This window comes from Streptomyces xanthophaeus (assembly GCF_030440515.1).
GTDB lineage: Bacteria > Actinomycetota > Actinomycetes > Streptomycetales > Streptomycetaceae > Streptomyces > Streptomyces kutzneri.
Genome location: NZ_CP076543.1, coordinates 5,264,532 through 5,283,583, shown reverse-complemented (window position 1 = coordinate 5,283,583; position 19,052 = coordinate 5,264,532). Strand labels below are relative to the sequence as shown.

The window sequence follows — 19,052 nt, the reverse complement described above, 5'->3', positions numbered from 1 at the left end:
CCGTCGACCCGTGGGGGGATCGACGGCGGGGCGCTTCTCGCATGCTCAGGGTTGCCTGCGGTGCGCTCCGCGCGGCCGCACGCCGCGCGGAGGAAAGCCTCGGGTCAGCGGGCTTCTACGGGAACGAAGTCACGCAGGACCTCGCCGGTGTAGATCTGGCGCGGGCGACCGATGCGGGAACCCGGCTCCTTGATCATCTCGTGCCACTGGGCGATCCAGCCGGGAAGACGGCCGAGCGCGAAGAGCACGGTGAACATCTCGGTGGGGAAGCCCATCGCCCGGTAGATGAGACCGGTGTAGAAGTCCACGTTCGGGTAGAGGTTGCGCTCGACGAAGTAGTCGTCGGCCAGCGCGTGCTCTTCCAGCTTGAGCGCGATGTCGAGCAGCTCGTCGCTCTTGCCGAGCGCCGAGAGGACATCGTGCGCCGCCGCCTTGATGATCTTCGCCCGGGGGTCGAAGCTCTTGTAGACACGGTGTCCGAAGCCCATGAGGCGGACGCCGTCCTCCTTGTTCTTCACCTTGCGGATGAAGGCGTCGACGTCGCCGCCGTCGTTCTTGATGCCTTCCAGCATCTCGAGGACGGACTGGTTGGCGCCACCGTGCAGCGGACCCCACAGGGCCGAGATGCCGGCGGAGATCGAGGCGAACATGTTCGCCTGCGAGGAGCCGACCAGGCGCACGGTGGAGGTGGAGCAGTTCTGCTCGTGGTCCGCGTGCAGGATCAGCAGCTTGTCGAGCGCGGAGACCACGACCGGGTCCAGGTCGTACTCCTGGGCCGGCACGGAGAAGGTCATGCGCAGGAAGTTCTCGACGTAGCCGAGGTCGTTGCGCGGGTAGACCACCGGGTGGCCGACCGACTTCTTGTACGCGTAGGCCGCGATCGTCGGGAGCTTGGCCAGCAGCCGGATCGTCGAGAGGTGGCGCTGCTTCTCGTCGAACGGGTTGTGGCTGTCCTGGTAGAACGTCGACAGCGCGCTGACCACGGAGGACAGCATCGCCATCGGGTGCGCGTCGCGCGGGAAGCCGTCGTAGAAGCGCTTCACGTCCTCGTGCAGCAGCGTGTGCTGGGTGATCTCGTTGCGGAACGACGCGAGCTGGTCGACGGTCGGCAGCTCGCCGTTGATCAGCAGGTACGCGACCTCGATGAAGGTCGAACGCTCGGCGAGCTGCTCGATCGGGTAGCCGCGGTAACGCAGGATGCCCTGCTCACCGTCGAGGTAGGTGATCGCGGACTTGTAGGCCGCGGTGTTGCCGTAGCCACTGTCCAAGGTGACGAGCCCGGTCTGGGCCCGCAGCTTCGAGATGTCGAAGCCCTGGTCACCGACGGTGCTTTCGACCACCGGGTAGGTGTATTCACCGTCCGCGTACCGGAGTACTACAGAGTTGTCGCTCACGTCATCCCTCACCGACGTAGTGCCTCTTCTTCGAGGTGCCCTGACTGCCTCTACCTTCCCCCATTTGGCGCAGGAGAGTGCACTCGGGGTCGGCCTTTGGTGCTTTTGACGGCACTGAGTGCCGCCAACCTGCTCATCCTGCCCCCCCGCGCCGGTTGCCGGAACCCCAAATGATCGATCATCTAGGTGATGTTTCCCACCGGTATCCGGCCGGACAGCCTGGCAGCGACCGCCGTGTACCTCCTGCCTGCGGAAACGGTACGCACCGCCTGGCCGAGGGCCTTGCGGGACCCGACGAGGACGACCAGTTTCTTCGCCCTGGTCACCGCCGTGTAGAGCAAGTTGCGCTGGAGCATCATCCAGGCTCCGGTGGTGACGGGGATCACCACCGCCGGATATTCACTCCCCTGTGAACGGTGAATGGTGACGGCGTACGCGTGGGCCAGCTCGTCGAGCTCACCGAATTCGTACACGATCTCCTCATCCTCCTCCGTCCGCACGGTCAGGCGCTGTTCGTCCACGTCCAGGCCGGTGACCACGCCGACCGTGCCGTTGAAGACACCGTTGGCGCCCTTCTCGTAGTTGTTCCGGATCTGGGTCACCTTGTCGCCGACCCGGAAGACCCGGCCGCCGAACCTCTTCTCCGGCAGGTCCGGCCGCGCCGGTGTCATCGCCTGCTGCAGCAGTCCGTTGAGGTTTCCGGCGCCGGCCGGGCCGCGGTGCATCGGTGCGAGCACCTGGACGTCCCGCCGCGGGTCGAGCCCGAACCTGGCCGGAATCCTGCGGGCCGCCACGTCCACGGCCAGCACCCCGGCCGCCTCGGTGTCCTCCTCCGGGAAGAGGAAGAAGTCCGGCAGCCCGTCCGTGATCGGCGGCAACCCGGTGTTGATCCGGTGGGCGTTGGTGACCACACCGGACTGCTGGGCCTGCCGGAAGATCCGGGTCAGGCGCACCGCGGGCACCGGTCCGCCCTCGGCGAGCAGGTCCCGCAGCACCTCACCGGCGCCGACCGACGGCAGCTGGTCCACATCGCCGACCAGCAGCAGGTGCGCCCCCGGCGCCACGGCCTTGACCAGCTTGTTGGCCAGCAGCAGGTCCAGCATCGAGGCCTCGTCGACGACGACCAGGTCCGCGTCCAGCGGCCGCTCCCTGTCGTACGCCGCATCCCCGCCCGGTTTGAGCTCCAGCAGCCGGTGCACCGTGGAGGCTTCGGCCCCGGTGAGCTCGGCCAGCCGCTTGGCCGCCCGGCCGGTGGGCGCGGCCAGCACCACCTTGGCCTTCTTCGCCCGGGCCAGCTCGACGATCGAGCGCACGGTGAAGGACTTCCCGCAGCCGGGCCCGCCCGTGAGGACGGCGACCCGGCGGGTCAGCGCCAGCTTCACGGCGTCCCGCTGCTCGGGGGCCAGCGTGGCCCCCGTCCGCCCGGCGAGCCAGCCCAGGGCCTTCTCCCAGTCCACGTCCTGGAAGCCCGGCATCCGGTCGTCCTCGGCGTGCAGCAGCCGGCGTACCTGCCCCACCAGGGACAGCTCGGCCCGGTGGAAGGGCACCAGGTACACGGCGGTCAGCGGGTCCGGCCCGCCCTGCGGATCCGGTACGGGCTCCCGTACGACCCCTTCCGGGTCGGCGGCGAGCTCGGCCAGGCAGTCGATCACCAGCCCGGTGTCCACCTGGAGCAGCTTGACCCCGTCGGCGATGAGCCGGTCCTCGGGCAGGAAGCAGTGCCCCTGGTCGGTGGACTGGGACAGGGCGTACTGGAGGCCGGCCTTGACCCGTTCGGGGCTGTCGTGGGGGATGCCGACGGCCTGGGCGATGCGGTCGGCGGTGAGGAAGCCGATGCCCCACACGTCGGCGGCGAGCCGGTAGGGCTGGTTCTTCACCACGGAGATGGAGGCGTCGGCGTACTTCTTGTAGATGCGCACGGCGATGGAGGTGGAGACGCCGACGCCCTGGAGGAAGACCATGACCTCCTTGATGGCCTTCTGCTCCTCCCAGGCCGCGCCGATCAGCTTCGTCCGCTTGGGGCCGAGCCCGGGTACCTCGATCAGCCGCTTCGGCTCGCCCTCGATGACGTCGAGGGTGTCGGTGCCGAAGTGCTCCACGATCCGCTCGGCGATCTTCGGGCCGATGCCCTTGATCAGGCCGGAGCCGAGGTAGCGGCGGATGCCCTGGATGGTCGCCGGGAGCACGGTCCGGTAGTTCTCCACGGTGAACTGCTTGCCGTACTGCGGGTGGGAGCCCCAGCGGCCCTCCATGCGCAGGGACTCGCCGGGCTGGGCGCCCAGCAGCGAGCCGACCACCGTCAGCAGATCGCCGCTGCCGCGGCCGGTGTCCACGCGGGCGACCGTGTACCCGCTCTCCTCGTTGGCGTACGTGATGCGTTCGAGCACGCCGTCGACCACCGCCAGTTGCACCGCCCGCGGCGCCCCTTCTGCTGCTGCCATGACCCGAAACTACCGGGCGGCGCCGACAGCGCGTCAGGCCTGTGGACAACGCGCGGGGGCGGGCGGCAGGGGCGGGCCGCGGGGGCGCTGCGGCGGGGGAACGCAAAGGGGGTCCCGCCTCGCGGCCGGACCCCCTCACGGTTACCCCTCCCGTGTCGGACTTCCCGATCCCCCCAGATCCCTCCCCGGAAGCACCGACGCAACATACGACCCTCCATACGCCCGCACGGTTGCACCCGGAGCCACAGCTTTACGTTTCCGTTACCAATCGCCTACTCAAGGTGCCGGTGAATCACCACAGAAGTAGCGTTTCGGGCATGAGCGAATCTTCATTCCAGGACGATGTGCTGGGCGAACTCGGCGACGACAAGCTCACCGAGATCGCCGGCCTGCTCGGCACGGACACCGCCGGCGCCAAGGAGACCGTCGCCGAGACCGTCGGCGCCATGACCGGCGACCTCCGGCAGAAGGCCGACGCGGACGACGCCGACGGCGTGGAGGTACGCCAGGCCATCGTCGAGGTGGCCGAGGCCGAGCCGCCGCTGGAGGGCGTGGCCACGCTCGGCGGCCTCGGCGGCCTGCTCAGCGGCGGCATGATGGCCGGGGTGCTCGCCAAGGTGAGCAAGCCGGTGGCCGCCGCCGTCTCGAAGCGGACCGGCATCCCCGCGGCCACCATCAGCCGGGTCGTCGAGATGCTGATCCCGGTCGTCCTCGCGGTCCTCGCCAAGCGCGCCTCCGGCAAGGCGGCGGGCACCGGGGCGGCCGGGGCGGCCGGCACGACCCCCTCCGCCGCCCCCGCCGCGGGCGGCGGCCTCGGTGACCTGCTCGGCCAGATCCTCGGCGGTGGCAAGAAGTAGGCGGCAGGAAATCGCCCCTCAAGGGCCCCATCGGCGGGCGCTCCGCCTAGAGTTGCCCCATGGCTGAGAGCGTGCGGCTCCGCGACCCGGAACCGGGGGACCTGGGGTGGATCGTGCAGCGCCACGGCGCGCTGTACGCCGCCGAGTACGGCTGGAACAGCGACTTCGAGGGCCTGGTGGCCCGGATCGTCGCGGACTTCGCCCAGGACCACGACCCCCACCTGGAACGGGTGTGGATCGCGGAGCTGGACGGCCGGCCCGTCGGCTCGGTGATGTGCGTACGCGAGGAGGGCTCGCCCGGCACCGCGCGGCTGCGGCTCCTCCTGGTCGACCCGCAGGGCCGCGGCCGCGGCGTCGGCACCCTGCTGGTCGACACCGTCGTGGCCTTCGCCCGCTCGGTCGGCTACCGCGAGCTGGTGCTGTGGACCAACGACGTGCTGACCGACGCCCGCGCGCTCTACCTGAAGGCCGGGTTCACCCTGATCGCGGAGCGGCCGCACCGCTCGTACGGAGTGAGCCTGACGGGACAGGACTGGCGGCTGCCGTTGCAGGAGGGCTCCCCGCGCTGACGCCCGAACCGACCCCCGTACGGTTCACGGCGCGCGCGGGGGCCAGCGAGGTCAGCGCCACCCCGCCCACCAGCAGGACGGCCGCCAGCCAGCGCAGCCCCGAGACGGACTCCCCGAGGACCAGGGCCGCGGAGGACATCCCGAAGACCGGGACCAGCAGCGAGAACGGGGCCACCGAGGAGGCCGGGTAGCGGCGCAGCAGGTAGCTCCAGGCGGCGAAGCCGAAGACGGTGGACACCCAGGCGACGTAGCCGATGACGGCCGCCCCGGACCAGTCCAGGTCCCGCAGCGCGGCCAGGTCCCGCTCGGGGCCCTCCAGCAGCAGCGAGAGCGCGAGCAGCGGCAGGACCGGGACCGTGCACACCCACACCATGAAGTTCAGGGCGTCGGGCGGGGCGGCCTTGCGGGTCAGGACGTTGGACACGCCCCAGCAGGCGGCGGCCGCCACGACCAGCGTGAAGCCGAGCACCGGCCCGGAGGTCCCGCCGTCCACCGCGGCGACCGCGATCCCGGCGAGCGCCACGGCCATCCCGAGCACCCGCACCCGGCCCGGCCGCTCGCGCAGCACGACGGCGGCGAGGACGGCGGTGAAGACGGACTGGATCTGCAGGACGAGCGAGGACAGTCCGGCCGGCATGCCCGCGTCCATGCCGGTGAAGAGCAGGCCGAACTTGGCGACACCGAGGGCGATCCCGACGCCGACGATCCACTTCCAGGCGGCTTTGGGACGCCCGACGAAGAACACCGCGGGCAGGGCGGCGACGAGGAAGCGCAGGGCGGACAGGAGCAGGGGCGGGAAGTGGTCGAGGCCGATCTCGATGACCACGAAGTTGAAGCCCCAGACGGCCGCGACGAGCACGGCGAGGGCGGTGTGTACGGGACGCATGCTTCGAGCATCCGCCGCCCGACCATGTAGCACCAGCTCAGATGTCTTCCGGGATGGATGAAGCATTGCTTACGGGTACCTGCGGTGCCACGATGGAGGCATGCTCGATCTCGCCCGGCTGCGCGCCCTGCACGCCGTCTCCGTCCACGGCTCGGTCGCGGGCGCGGCGGCCGCCCTCGGCTACACCCCCTCGGCTGTCTCCCAGCAGATCTCCAAGCTGGAACGGGAAACCCGCACCACCCTGCTGGAGCGACGCGGGCGCGGGGTCGCGCTCACCGAGGAGGCCCGCCATCTGGCCGACGCCGCCCAGGAGTTGCTGGCGATCGTGGAGCGCACCGAGACCACCCTGGAGGAGCGGCGCGGGCAGCCCAGCGGGCTGCTGACGGTGGCCGCGTTCGCCTCGGCGGCGCGCGGGCTGCTGCCGCAGGTGCTGGCCGACCTGGCCCGCCGGCATCCGGCGCTGGACGTCCGGCTCACCGAGGTGGACCCGCACCTGTCCGTGGAGCTGGTGGCCCGCGGGGTCACCGATCTCGCGGTGGCCCACGACTGGGACATCGCCCCGCTGCCCGCGCCGGAAGGGATCGAGCAGGCGGTGATCGGGGACGACCTCTGCGACCTGGTCGTACCGGCCGGACATCCCTTCACCACGCGCCGGGTCATCCGGCGCTCCGACCTCGGGGGCGAGCGCTGGGTCTGCCAGCCGCCCGGCCGGGTCTGCCACGACTGGCTGGTACGGACCCTGCGCACCGCCGGGTTCGAGCCCGACATCGCCCATGTCGCGGAGGAGAACCACACCATCGTCGCCCTGGTCGCGGCCGGGCTCGGGGTGGCCGTCGTACCCCGGCTGGGCACCGGCGCGCTGCCGCCGGGGGCCGTGGCCGTACCGCTGGAGCCGGGCCCCGTACGCCGGCTGTACGCCCTGTGGCGGACCGGGGCCGCCCGGCGCCCCGCGATCACCGAGGCCGTGCGGAGCCTCCAGGAGCACTGGGCCCAGCCCGACGGGGTGGGGTAGGTGCCGGGGGCCCCGCAGGGCGCCGAACGCAACCACCCTGCACGGCGCGCGGCCGGCCCCGTCGGCACGCGGCCGACAGGCCCCGACCACAGGCCCCGACCACAGGCCCGCCCGCAGGCCGCCTACCGCCCCGCCCCGGAGGGGCGACACGCAGCGACACGCCCGGCCCCGCCCGAACAGCACCGGTAGGGTCCGGCGCGTGCCGAACCACGCCTCGCGCCGGAACCTGCTCGCCGCAGCCGCCATGGTCGCCGTCACGGCCGCCGGGGCGGCTTCCGCCGCGGTGGGCCCCCACCACACCGCCGACGACTCCCGGCCGCCGGGCCGCCGCCCCGGCCGGGCGCGGCTGCGCGCCCTCGTGGACCGGATGAGCCTCGACGAGAAGGTCGGGCAGCTCTTCGTCTCACGGGCCTACGGGCATTCGGCGACCGACCCCGATCCGGCGGACGCCGAGCTGAACCTGGCGGCGTTCGGGGTGCGCACCGCCGCCGAGCTGGTCGCCCGCTACCACCTCGGCGGGATCATCTACTTCGCCTGGGCCCACAACACCCGCGCCCCGCAGCAGATCGGCGCACTGTCGGTCGGCCTCCAGCAGGCCGCCCTCACCACCGGTGCCCGGATCCCCCTGTTGCTCTCCACCGACCAGGAGCACGGCGCCGTCGCCCGGATCGGCAAGCCCGCGACCCTGCTCCCGGGGGCGATGGCGCTCGGTGCGGCCGGCTCCACCGCCCACGCCCTGCGGGCGGCGCGCATCGCGGGCTCCGAGCTGGCCGCCATGGGCATCCGGCAGGACTACGCGCCGGTGGCCGACGTGAACGTCAACCCGGCCAATCCGGTGATCGGCGTACGGTCCTTCGGCTCCGACCCGCACGCCGTGGCGGAGCTGGTCGCCGCCCAGGTCCGCGGCTACCAGGGGGCCGGGGTCGCCGCCACCGCCAAGCACTTCCCGGGCCACGGGGACACCGAGACCGACAGCCACGTCGGGCTGCCGGTGATGCGGCACACGCGGGCCGTCTGGGAGGAGCTGGACGAGCCGCCCTTCCGGGCCGCGGTGGAGGCGGGCGTGGACGCCATCATGACAGCGCACATCGTCTTCCCCGCGCTCGATCCCTCGGGGGACCCGGCGACCCTCTCCCGGCCGATCGTGACCGGTCTGCTGCGCGAACGCCTCGGCTTCGAGGGGGTGGTGGTCACCGACGCCCTGGACATGGCCGGGGTCCGCCAGAAGTACGGGGACGACCGCGTCCCGGTCCTGGCCCTGCTGGCGGGCTGCGACCAGCTGCTGAACCCGCCGGACCTGGGCCTCGCGCACCGCAGCGTGAAGGCCGCCGTGGAGTCGGGCGAGCTGACGGAGGCCCGCGTCGAGGAATCGGTCCTGCGGATCCTGGAACTGAAGGCCCGCCGGGGGCTGTTCGACGAGGCCTACACGACGGGCCGGGAGGTGGACGCCGCCGTGGGCGTCCGGCAGCACCTCGACGCCGCCGACGCGATCGCGGCCGCCACGACGACCCTGCTGGCCGATCCCCGGGGGCTGGTGCCGTTCGATGCGACGGCCGGACCACGCCTGCTGGTCACCGGGGCGGACCCGGTCTCCCCCACGGGTACGACCGGACCCCCTACGGCCGTACTGGCCCGGGAGCTGACCGCCCTGGGCTGCCGGGCCACGGCGGTGCCGCCGGCCCGCGCCGTGGCCGCCGCGGCCGGTCACGCGGCGGTGCTGGTGTGCACGTACAACGTCCCGGAGGGCGAGAGTCCGCAGCGCACGCTGGTGGCAGACCTGATCGCCACCGGGGTCCCGGTCGTCTCGCTGGCGGTCCGCAACCCGTACGACCCGGCCCGGCTGCCGGCCTGCGCGGCGGAGCTGGCGACGTACTCCTGGACGGACGTGGAGATGCGGGCGGCGGCCCGGGTGCTCACCGGGGCGCTGCGGCCCGCCGGCCGCCTCCCCGTCCCGGTCCCGGGCCGCTACCCGCTGGGCCACGGGCTGACGCGCTGATCGCTCAGGCGCCGGCCCGCGGCCCGCGTATCCCGTCTGTCCCGTCCGTCCCGCTTCCCGGTTACGGCCGCAGCTGCGGCTCGCGCTCCAGGTCACGCTGGTCGAGCTGGGCGTCCGGCGCCGCCAGCGGCGCCGCCTTCCCCGCGTCGGCGAGCGCGGCGGCCGGGGCCACCCCGGCCCACTGCAGGATCCTCGAGGTGGCGAGCGCCTTCTCGCCGTCCATCAGCTTGGCGACGTTCGCCCCGTGGTTGGCGCCCGGCGCGATCATCACGTAGCTGTCGCGCACGTTGTAGCCGAGGTGGAACGGCTCGGCGCCCCACGGGTCGTTCTGCCCGTACACGAAGAGCATCTGGTGGGCGTTGTCACGCACCCACCGGTCCACGTCCGCCATCACCCCCGGCTGGAAGGTCATGGGGATGTCGCGGGGCACGAAGTTGCGCGGCGGCTGGTAGCCGTAGCGGCTCAGGCCCTTGAGGTGCGGCTGCTTGATGTCCGGGGAGCCGAGCTGCGTGCCCGCCTGGTAGTAGTACGGCGTGTACGTCTCCAGTCCCTGGTCGGCGTAGGCCGAGAAGCCGGAGATCGCGTCGATGCTGTCCCAGATCTCCTGGTCGCTCGCGGTGGCGGCGGCCGGGATGGAGGCGCAGTCGGCGAGCAGGCTGTACTGCCAGAAGGCCCACACGTAGTCGAGCACGACGGCCTCGTAGGCCTTGTCGAGGTCGCCGACCGTGGTGAAGGTCCAGCCGTTCTCGGCCGCTGCGACCGCGTACTTGGCCTCCAGCGGGACGCGGCGCACCAGCGCCTCGCGCTGGACGGCGTTCAGCTTGTCGCGGCACTCCTTGGTGCCGACCTTGGCGAAGAACCGGTCGTAGGCCGAGTCCTCGTTGTTGACGACGTCGTTGGGCGCGACGTACGCGACGACGCCGTCCATGTCGCGCGGGTAGAAGCGCTCGTAGTACGTCGCCGTCATGCCGCCCTTGCTGGCGCCCGTGGCCAGCCAGTTCTTCTTGTAGATCTTCTTCAGGGCGGTGAAGAGGCGGTGCTGGTCACTGGCGGCCTGCCAGATGTCCAGGTTGGACCAGTTGGCCGGGTCGGGCCGGGAGGGAGTGAAGAATCGATACTCCAGGGACACCTGGTTGCCGTCGACGATGGTCGTCGGCTCGCTGCGGCGCGGACTGGTGTTGACGTTGTAGCCGGAGGTGAAGAACACCGACGGCCGCGAGACGTCCTTGTGCAACAGGGTCAGGCGCTGCTTGAAGGTGCCCTTCCACGGCTGCCGGTGGTCCACCGGCTGCTCGTAGTTCAGTACGAAGAAGCGGTAGCCGGGGTACGGCTTCTCCTCGATCAGGCTCATCCCGGGAATGCCGAGGATCTGGTCCTTGATGTCCGTGGCGGCCGCCGGCTGCGCGGCTGTGGCCGCTTGAGCCGTGGAGCCGGCCGCGCCCATGGTGCCGATGAGCACCACGAGCGACAGCAGCCATCCGAGCGTCTTGCGCATTCACCCTCCCCTTGAGTTCACTTCGGTCGCCGTGAACCTAGCCGGGCCAACGCACGACTGACCAGACCTAGTTGGGCCTGTCCGTCAGCACAGGATCCAGCCGGAATCCGCAGATCCGGCCCCCACGCTCCCCTTTACATACACGCAGCGGTTGATCGCCCCCACGGTGACAGGCCCGGCATAACGGGTGAATCGCCCGGCATCGCGCACCGGGGCGCCGCCGCGCGGCTGAATGCTCACCGCCATCCGGCGCCGCTCGCCGGAGACCCGTGCCACGGTCATCGCGCAGGCCTGGTTGCGGCTCTTGTAGACCCGCACCTCACCCGTCTCGAACGCCATCGTCCGGGCCAGCCGCCCCCCGCAGCCCTCGGTCGCCGCCTGCGCCGTCGGCGGCCCGCACAGCCCGCCCACCGAGAGCCACAGCGCCGCCGTGAACACCCCCGGGGAAACGACCCTGCGGCCGCGCCTCCTCCACCCCTGCAACACCCTGTCCCCCGATCGGTCGTACGTACCGCGCACGCACGCACGTACGACACCCGAACCCCCCGGATGGTTGCCACGCGCAAGGGCCCGGCCCGCCGGAACCGGCCACCCTCCCTCGTACGGGTGCATCCACCACCCCCCGGCACAGCAGCAGGAGTTCACCCCCAGGACGGCGATTACGCTAGGTGATCCACACCCCGCTCGCCGTGACCGCAGCCGTGGCTGCAGCCGTGAAAGGCCATGAGATGACGAACGACCTGCTCGACCGCAAGCTGGAGCGCGCCTTCACGCACCTGGACGCCGACAGGAGCGGCGTGATCGACGCCGACGACATCATCGCGCTCGGCTCCCGGCTGCTGACGGCCCTCGCGGAGCCGGCCGGCTCGCCCAAGGCGGAGCTGGTGATGGGCGGGCTGGCCGACTTCTGGCAGGACCTGTTCACCGAGCTGGACATCGACCGGGACGGCAAGGTCACGCCCGAGGAGTACAAGCAGGGCATGACCCGCCTGTACGCGCAGGGCGGGCCGGCCTACGACCGCTCGTTCCGCCCGATGATGAGCGCGATCCTGACGATCGTCGACACCGACGGCGACGGGCTCATCAGCCCGCAGGAGTTCCACCGGGCGCAGGAGGCGTTCGACACGCGGCTGAGCCCCGCCGACACCGAGGCGCTCTTCCGCCGCATCGACGCGAACGGGGACGGCTGCCTCAGCGTCGACGAACTGCTCGCCGCGGTACGCGAGTACTACACCGGCACCGACGAGGACGCCCCGGGGAACCTGCTCTTCGGCGAGTTCTGATCCCGGGGCGTCCCCTGACAGGCGGTCCGCTCAGGCCGCGGCGCGCTCGTCCTCGCCGACGAAGGTGCGCCACAGTTCGGCGTACCGGCCGCCGCGCGCCAGGAGTTCGGTGTGGGTGCCGTCCTCCACGACCCGGCCGCGGTCCATGACCACGACCCGGTCGGCGCGCGCCGCGGTGGTCAGCCGGTGCGCGACCACCAGGGTGGTGCGCTTGCCCGCGAGCCGGTCCGTCGCCTGGTTGACCTGGGCCTCGGTGGCCAGGTCGAGGGCGGCGGTGGCCTCGTCGAGCAGCAGCACGTCCGGGTCGACGAGTTCGGCCCGGGCCAGCGCGATCAGCTGGCGCTGGCCCGCGGAGAGGTTGCGGCCGCGCTCGGCGACGGTGTGCAGATAACCGCCGTCGAGGGTGGCGACCATGGCGTGGGCGCCGACCGCGCGGGCGGCGGCCTCCACCTCGGCGTCGCTCGCGCCCGGCCGTCCGTAGGCGATGGCGTCGCGGATCGTCCCCGGGAAGAGGTAGGCCTCCTGGGGGACGACGCCGAGGCGGTGGCGGTACGCCGTCAGGTCCAGCTCGCGCAGATCGGCGCCGTCGGCGGTGACCCGGCCGGAGGTCGGATCGTAGAACCGGGCCACCATCTTGACCAGCGTGGACTTTCCGGCTCCGGTCTCGCCGACGAAGGCGACGGTCTGCCCGGCGGGTATCCGCAGGCTGATCCCGGCCAGGGCCTCGCCCTTCTCGCCCCGCTCCTCGGCCGTCCCGTACTGGAAGCGGACGTTCTCGAAGGCGATCTCCCCGCCCAGGGATTCCAGTGCGCGCGGCCGCTCGGGCAGCGGCGTGGTGGTGGGCTCGCGCAACAGCCCCTGGATGCGGCCGAGGGCGACCGTGGCCTGCTGGTAGCCGTCGAAGACCTGGGAGAGCTGCTGGACGGGCGCGAAGAACAGGTCGATGTAGAGCAGGTACGCGACCAGCGCGCCGGTGGTGAGGGTCCCGGCCTCCACCCGGCCGGCGCCGACGATCAGCACGGCGGCCGCGGCACCCGAGGACAGCAGCTGCACGAAGGGGAAGTAGACGGATATCAGCCACTGGCCGCGGACCCGGGCCTCGCGGTACGAGTGGCTGCGCTCGGCGAAGCGCTTGGCGCCCGAGCCCTCGCGGCGGAAGGCCTGGACGATGCGCAGGCCCGAGACGGACTCCTGCAGGTCGGCGTTGACCAGGCTGACCCGGTCGCGGGCGAGCTCGTAGGCGGCGACCGACCTGCGGCGGAACACGATCGTGCCGACGACCAGGACGGGCAGGGTCGCGAAGACGATCAGCGCGAGCTCGACGTCCAGGACGAGCAGCGCGATCAGGATGCCGAAGAAGGTGAAGACGGAGACCACGGCGGTGACGAGCCCGGTCTGCAGGAAGGAGCTCAGCGAGTCCACGTCGGTGGTCATCCGGGTCATGATCTTGCCGGTCAGCTCGCGCTCGTAGTAGTCGAGTCCGAGCCGCTGGAGCTGGGCGAAGATCTTGACGCGCAGGGCGTACAGCACGCGCTCGCCGGTACGGCCCGTCATGCGGGTCTCGGCGAACTGCGCGGCCCACTGGGCGACGACGAGGGCGAGGGCGAGCCCGGCGGCCACCCAGACGGCGCCGAGCACGGCCTGCTCCACGCCCTGGTCGATGCCGTGCCGGATCAGGATCGGCAGCAGCAGTCCGGCCCCCGCGTCCGCGGCGACGAGGCCGAGGCTGATGGCGAGCGGCGCCCAGAAACCGTGGAGCAGGCGGCGCAGGCCGTAGCTCTCCTCGGCGGCCGCGGCGCGGGTCTCGTCCACCTCGGGCAGGTCGTCGGCGGGCGGCAGCGCGGCCACCTGAGCGAGCAGTTCGGGGGTGGCGGGCATGCCGGAGACGGACCCGGCCATGGAATGCCCGGCTCCGGGCGCGCCCCCCGCGGCGGCGGGAGCGGCACCGGGAGCGGCGGCGGCCGTGCCCTCGGGCTCGTCCTGGCGGCGCCAGAGCTCGGGGGTGACCCCGCCGGCGACCCGGCGCTTGGCGTTGACGGGCTCCGAGTCGATCTCGGCCTCGAGCTCGATGCCGCGTTCGAGGTCCCGGTCGAGCTCGCGCTCGAACTCGGTCATCACCCGGGCGTCCGGGGTCCGCGGCGAGGCGGCTCCGAGCGCGTCCGGGTCGGTGAGCAGCCTGCGGTAGAGCGCGGAGCGGCTCTCCAGCTGCTCGTGCGTCCCGATGTCGGCGAGCTTTCCGCGGTCGAGTACGGCGATCCGGTCGGCCAGCGCGAGCGTGGAGCGGCGGTGGGCGATCAGCAGGGTGGTCCGGCCCGCCATCACGGAGCGCAGGGCCTCGTGGATCTCGTGCTCGACGCGGGCGTCCACGGCGGAGGTGGCGTCGTCGAGGAGCAGCAGCCGGGGGTCGGTGAGGATGGCGCGGGCGAGGGCGATGCGCTGGCGCTGGCCGCCGGAGAGGGTGAGCCCCTGCTCGCCGACCTTGGTGTCGTACCCGGCGGGCAGGGCCTGGATGAACCCCTCGGCCTGGGCGGCGCGGGCGGCGGCCTCGATCTGCTCCTCGGTGGCGCCGGGGTGCCCGTAGGCGATGTTGGCGCGGATGGTGTCGGAGAAGAGGAAGGAGTCCTCGGGGACCAGGCCGATCGCGCCGCGCAGGGAGTCGTACGTCAGCTCGCGGACGTCGTGGCCGCCGACGCGGACGGCGCCGCCGTCGGCGTCGTAGAACCGGGGCAGCAGGAGCGCGACGGTGGACTTGCCGCTGCCCGAGGACCCGACGACGGCGACGGTCTCGCCCTGCGCCACGGAGAGCGAGAACCCGTCGAGGACGGGCCGCTCGGGGTCGTAGCCGAAGCGGACGTCGTCGAACTCGACGGTGGCGGGCGCGTCGGCGGGCAGCTCGTGGGTGCCCTCGTGGATCTCGGGCTCGGTGTCGATGAGCTCGAACACGCGCTCCACGCCGGCCCGGGCCTGCTGTCCGACGGTGAGGACCATGGCGAGCATGCGGACGGGTCCGACGAGCTGGGCGAGGTAGGTGGAGAAGGCGACGAAGGTGCCGAGGGTGACCTGGCCGTTGGTGGCCATCCAGCCGCCGAGGGCCAGCATGGCGACCTGGGCGAGCGCGGGGACGGCCTGGAGGGCGGGGGTGTAACGCGAGTTGAGCCGGATGGTCCGCATCCGGCCTGCGAAGAGCCGGCGGCCGGCTTCGCGCAGCTTGCCGGTCTCCTGCTCCTCCTGGCCGAAGCCCTTGACGACGCGGACGCCGGTCACGGCCCCGTCGACGACGGTCGCCACGGCGGCGGCCTGGCCCTGGGCCCACCAGGTGGCGGGGAAGAGCTTCTTGCGGCTGCGCTTGGCTATGAACCACAGGGCGGGGGCCATGAGCAGGGCGACGAGGGTCAGCAGCGGCGAGAGCCAGAGCATGATCCCGAGGGATATCCCGAAGAGCAGGAAGTTGCCGATCGTCATGGGCAGCATGAAGAGCAGGCCCTGGATCAGCTGGAGGTCGCTGGTGGCGCGGCCGACGACCTGACCGGTGTTCAGCTCGTCCTGTCGTCGGCCGTCAAGGCGGGCGATCGTCTCGTACATGTCGGTGCGCAGGTCGTGCTGCACGTCGAGGGCGAGCCGTCCGCCGTAGTACCTGCGTATGTAGGTCAGCACGTACACGAGCAGGGCCGCGGCTATGAGCATGCCGGCCCAGGGCGCCATGGGCTTGGTCCGGTCCCCGATGACGTCATCGATGATCACCTTGGTGACCAGCGGCACGACCGCCATGACGGCCATGCCGGCCAGCGAGGAGCCGAGCGCGAGCAGCACATTGGTCCTGTACCGCCAGGTGTAGGCAGCCAGCCGCTTGCCCCAGCCCTGTTTCTCCCCAGCCGCTGTCTCTGCCGCCGCCACGTGAGGCCTCCCCGTTCGTCCTGTCCTGCCGGAAGCGCCAACGCTCCGACCGGCGGATTTCATCCCGCCGCAACAATCGCACTGCCGTACGGCGGGGGCGCGCGGACCGCGTCCGACCGGGGCGGGGAGGCGGTACGGAGCCTGTCAAGTCACGACTTTCCGGATCTGTGCCGCCCGGGTCGCGCTGCCGATGCTGGAAGTCGGCCGCCGACCCGGTGGCGCAGCGAAGGGATTCGAGGACCATGTCCACTCACCACGAACACTCGACCGGTACCGGCACCGGATTCATGCAGCGGACCGTCCGCACCGTCGTCCCCTACGTCACCGCGTTCCTGATCGCGCTGCTCTCGGCGAAGATCGCCGGCCTGCTGACCGAGAACCCGTGGGTCCGGCTGGGAACGGCGCTGGGCGTGGCCGTGGTCAGCCTCCTCCTCCATACCTACGAGGAGAAGGAGGAGAGTCGCTCCGGCGGCTGAGGCCGCGGTCACCCCTCAGAGATGCGTGGGGGCGAACATCTTCAGGGTGGCCGGAAGGACCACCACCGAGGGGCCCGGGGTCTTGAGGGCCTGCGCGAGGTCCTCGCGGAGGGACTCCGGGGTGGTGGTGCAGGCCGGGACGCCGAAGGACTGCGCCAGGGCCACGAAGTCGGGGCCGGCCAGCTCGGTTCCGGTGCCGCAGCCGTACTCGCGCAGGATGCCGTAGCCGCCGTCGTCCACGATCAGCCAGGTGACGTCGAGGTCGTGCTGCCTGGCCGTGGCCAGGTCCGCGACGGAGTACATCGCGCCGCCGTCGCCGGACACCGCCAGCACCGGGGTGTCCGGTTCCGCGACGCACGCGCCGAGCGCCGCCGGGAAGGCGTAGCCGAGTCCGCCCGCGCCCTGCGCCGAATGCATCGTGTTGGGGTGCTTGGGGTCGAAGGCGGACCAGGCCCAGTAGGACAGGACCGTCATGTCCCAGAACGACGGGGAGCGGGCCGGGAGGGCGGCCCGGATCGAGCCGAGGAGTTCTTGTTCGAGGGCCACGTCCTGGGTGGCGAGGCGGGCGGCGATGTCCGCGAGGAGCAGGCGGACACGCTCCGGGGCGGACGGGTCCTCGCGCTCGGCCACCGTCTCCAGCAGGGCCTGCAGCGCCAGGCGGGCGTCCGCGTGGATGCCGAGGCCGGCGTGGTTCGACTCCAGCTTGCCGAGGTCCGCCTCGATCTGGACGACCCGGCCCGTCGGGAAGAACGTGTGGTAGTTCGAAGAGAGCTCACCGAGTCCCGAGCCGACCACCAGCAGGACGTCCGCGTCCTCCAGGAAGTCCGTCATGTGGCGGTCCTCCAGCCAGGACTGGAGGGAGAGCGGATGGGTCCACGGGAAGGCGCCCTTGCCGCCGAAGGTGGTGACGACCGGTGCGTTCAGACGTTCGGCGAGCTGCTTGAGCTTGCCGGCCGCGTCGGAGCGGACGACACCGCCGCCCGCGATGATCACCGGGCGGGTGGCGTTCTCCAGCCAGTGGGCGGCGAGCGCCGTGAGCTCGGGCCGCGGGGCGAGCTCGTGCGGGGTCGCGTCCACGCCCGTGACCTGCGGGATGACGGTCTCGGCCCGCAGCACGTCCTCGGGGATCTCGACGAACACCGGGCCGTGGGGGGCGGTCAGGGCCGACTCCCAGGCCTCCGCGATCACGGAGGGGAGCTGGGAGGGGGTGCGGACCGTGTGGACGGACTTCACCACGTCCCGGAAGGACGCCGACTGGTCCCTCAGCTCGTGCAGGTGCCCGCGCCGCCCGCCGCCCAGGCCCGCCACCGGGACCTGGGAGGAGATCGCGAGGACCGGGGCCGAGGCGGCCGCCGCCTCCGCCAGGGCGGGCAGCGCCATCAGCGCGCCCGGGCCGGTGGAGAGCAGCAGCGGCACCGCCTCGCCCGTGATCCGGCCGTACGCGTCGGCCGCGAAGCCCGCGTTGTTCTCCGTACGCAGCCCCACGAGGCGCAGGTCGGAGCGGCCGACCGCGTCGAAGAGGGCGAGCGCGTGCTGGCCGGGCAGGCCGAAGACGGTGTTCGCGCCGAGCGAGCGCAGCGTTTCCACGACCAGGTCCCCGCCCGTCCGCCCCGGCGGCGGCGCGAGCGCGGCCGCCTTCTGGGCTTCGGTGGGACGGAGTACCAGGTCGTGGTCGTGCGTCACTTCGCTTACTTGCCCTTCGCCTGCGCGATCTGTCGCGACATGATCGTGGTCAGCTCGTACGCGGTGTGCGAGGCCGCGACCGAGGTGATCTCGGCGTGATCGTACGCCGGGGCCACCTCGACGACGTCGGCGGAAACGAGGTTGCAGGAGGACAGGCCGCGGATGATCTCCAGCAGCTCGCGGGAGGTCATGCCGCCCGCCTCCGGGGTGCCGGTGCCGGGCGCGTGCGCCGGGTCGAGCACGTCGATGTCGATGGAGATGTACAGCGGGCGGTCGCCGATGCGCTGGCGCAGCTGGTCGGCGACCTCGTCGGCGCCGCGGCGGTAGACGTCGGCCGAGGTGACGATGCCGAAGCCCATCTTGGCGTCGTCGTCCAGGTCCTGCTTGCCGTACAGCGGGCCGCGGGTACCGACGTGGGAGAGCGCCTCGGTGTCGAGGATGCCCTCCTCGACGGCGCGGCGGAACGGGGTGCCGTGGGTGTACTCGGCGCCGAAGTAGGTGTCCCAGGTGTCCAGGTGCGCGTCGAAGTGGAGCAGCGCGACCGGGCCGTGCTTCTTCGCGACGGAGCGCAGCAGCGGCAGGGCGATGGTGTGGTCGCCGCCCAGGGTCATCAGGCGGGAGCCCGCGCCGAGCAGCTCGTCGGCGGCGGCCTCGACCGTCTCGACGGCCTCGTTGATGTTGAAGGGGTTCACGGCGATGTCACCGGCGTCGGCGACCTGGGCGAGCGCGAACGGGGAGGCGTCCTGGGCCGGGTTGTACGGGCGCAGCAGGCGCGAGGCCTCGCGGATGGCGTTGCCGCCGAAGCGGGCGCCGGGGCGGTAGGACACGCCGGAGTCGAAGGGCACGCCGACGACGGCGACGTCGGCGGAGCCGACCTCGTCGAGGCGGGGCAGACGGGCGAAGGTCGCCGGGCCCGCGTAGCGCGGGATGCGGGAGGAGTCGACGGGGCCGCGCGGCTGCGTGCTCATGGCTGTGCCTCTTTCTCTGGCCTGACGTGTGCGGTACTTCGAGCGTAAGCGGGCCACCCGGGGGTGGGGAGTGTACGTTTCATCCATCAGGTGGCATT

The 19,052-nt window shown here is 72.1% G+C and carries 13 protein-coding genes and 1 pseudogene; 6 read left to right on the top strand and 8 right to left on the bottom strand.

What is annotated here, in order from left to right:
- Nucleotides 1-104 precede the first annotated feature (104 nt).
- Complete coding sequence (locus KO717_RS23490) at nt 105-1,394, bottom strand: citrate synthase (protein ID WP_030010215.1); 1,290 nt, start codon at nt 1,392-1,394, stop codon at nt 105-107.
- 182 nt (nt 1,395-1,576) lie between these two features.
- On the bottom strand, nt 1,577-3,835 hold the full coding sequence (gene recD2, locus KO717_RS23485) for an SF1B family DNA helicase RecD2 (RefSeq protein ID WP_301371012.1): 2,259 nt from the start codon (nt 3,833-3,835) through the stop codon (nt 1,577-1,579).
- Nucleotides 3,836-4,152: 317 nt separating this feature from the next.
- Here recD2 and KO717_RS23480 point away from each other — a divergent pair, with 317 nt between their 5' ends.
- Together KO717_RS23480 and KO717_RS23475 are read left to right on the top strand one after the other, a co-directional pair.
- Nucleotides 4,153-4,692, top strand: coding sequence for a DUF937 domain-containing protein (locus KO717_RS23480; protein ID WP_301371010.1), 540 nt, complete (start codon nt 4,153-4,155; stop codon nt 4,690-4,692).
- A gap of 56 nt (nt 4,693-4,748) precedes the next feature.
- Nucleotides 4,749-5,261 (top strand): annotated as a pseudogene (locus KO717_RS23475) (GNAT family N-acetyltransferase); the annotation flags it as partial.
- Here KO717_RS23475 and KO717_RS23470 read toward each other — a convergent pair.
- Entirely contained in the window at nt 5,167-6,147 is a 981-nt protein-coding gene (locus tag KO717_RS23470; protein WP_301371008.1) for an EamA family transporter, read from the bottom strand. The pseudogene KO717_RS23475 and the gene KO717_RS23470 sit on opposite strands and share 95 nt — an antisense overlap.
- Before the next feature lie 100 nt (nt 6,148-6,247).
- Between KO717_RS23470 and KO717_RS23465 the strand changes: the two genes are divergently transcribed.
- A complete protein-coding gene (locus KO717_RS23465) occupies nt 6,248-7,159 on the top strand; it encodes a LysR family transcriptional regulator (RefSeq protein WP_301371007.1) in 912 nt (303 codons plus the stop codon).
- A gap of 244 nt (nt 7,160-7,403) precedes the next feature.
- Nucleotides 7,404-9,155, top strand: coding sequence for a glycoside hydrolase family 3 protein (locus KO717_RS23460; RefSeq protein ID WP_301374697.1), 1,752 nt, complete (start codon nt 7,404-7,406; stop codon nt 9,153-9,155).
- A 61-nt stretch (nt 9,156-9,216) separates the two neighbouring features.
- Here the strand turns inward: KO717_RS23460 and KO717_RS23455 are convergent, their stop codons facing one another.
- Together KO717_RS23455 and KO717_RS23450 are read right to left on the bottom strand one after the other, a co-directional pair.
- Nucleotides 9,217-10,650 carry a S28 family serine protease gene (locus KO717_RS23455; RefSeq protein WP_301371005.1) on the bottom strand — a complete coding sequence of 478 codons (1,434 nt, stop codon included), beginning with the start codon at nt 10,648-10,650 and terminating at the stop codon, nt 9,217-9,219.
- An 84-nt stretch (nt 10,651-10,734) separates the two neighbouring features.
- The gene (locus tag KO717_RS23450) at nt 10,735-11,088 is read right to left on the bottom strand and encodes a hypothetical protein (RefSeq protein ID WP_301371002.1); all 354 of its coding nucleotides are present in this window, start codon (nt 11,086-11,088) and stop codon (nt 10,735-10,737) included.
- A 290-nt stretch (nt 11,089-11,378) separates the two neighbouring features.
- Here KO717_RS23450 and KO717_RS23445 point away from each other — a divergent pair, with 290 nt between their 5' ends.
- The gene (locus KO717_RS23445; RefSeq protein WP_301371000.1) at nt 11,379-11,933 is read left to right on the top strand and encodes an EF-hand domain-containing protein; all 555 of its coding nucleotides are present in this window, start codon (nt 11,379-11,381) and stop codon (nt 11,931-11,933) included.
- Between the two features lie 30 nt (nt 11,934-11,963).
- Here the strand turns inward: KO717_RS23445 and KO717_RS23440 are convergent, their stop codons facing one another.
- Nucleotides 11,964-15,827 (bottom strand): ABC transporter ATP-binding protein, encoded by a 3,864-nt coding sequence (locus tag KO717_RS23440; protein ID WP_301370998.1) that lies wholly within the window; start codon nt 15,825-15,827, stop codon nt 11,964-11,966.
- A gap of 242 nt (nt 15,828-16,069) precedes the next feature.
- Here KO717_RS23440 and KO717_RS23435 point away from each other — a divergent pair, with 242 nt between their 5' ends.
- Entirely contained in the window at nt 16,070-16,303 is a 234-nt protein-coding gene (locus tag KO717_RS23435) for a hypothetical protein (RefSeq protein ID WP_301370997.1), read from the top strand.
- Nucleotides 16,304-16,318: 15 nt separating this feature from the next.
- Here the strand turns inward: KO717_RS23435 and KO717_RS23430 are convergent, their stop codons facing one another.
- Complete coding sequence (locus tag KO717_RS23430) at nt 16,319-17,986, bottom strand: thiamine pyrophosphate-binding protein (protein ID WP_301370995.1); 1,668 nt, start codon at nt 17,984-17,986, stop codon at nt 16,319-16,321.
- A gap of 5 nt (nt 17,987-17,991) precedes the next feature.
- Complete coding sequence (gene speB / locus KO717_RS23425; RefSeq protein WP_030013156.1) at nt 17,992-18,954, bottom strand: agmatinase; 963 nt, start codon at nt 18,952-18,954, stop codon at nt 17,992-17,994.
- Nucleotides 18,955-19,052 lie beyond the last annotated feature (98 nt).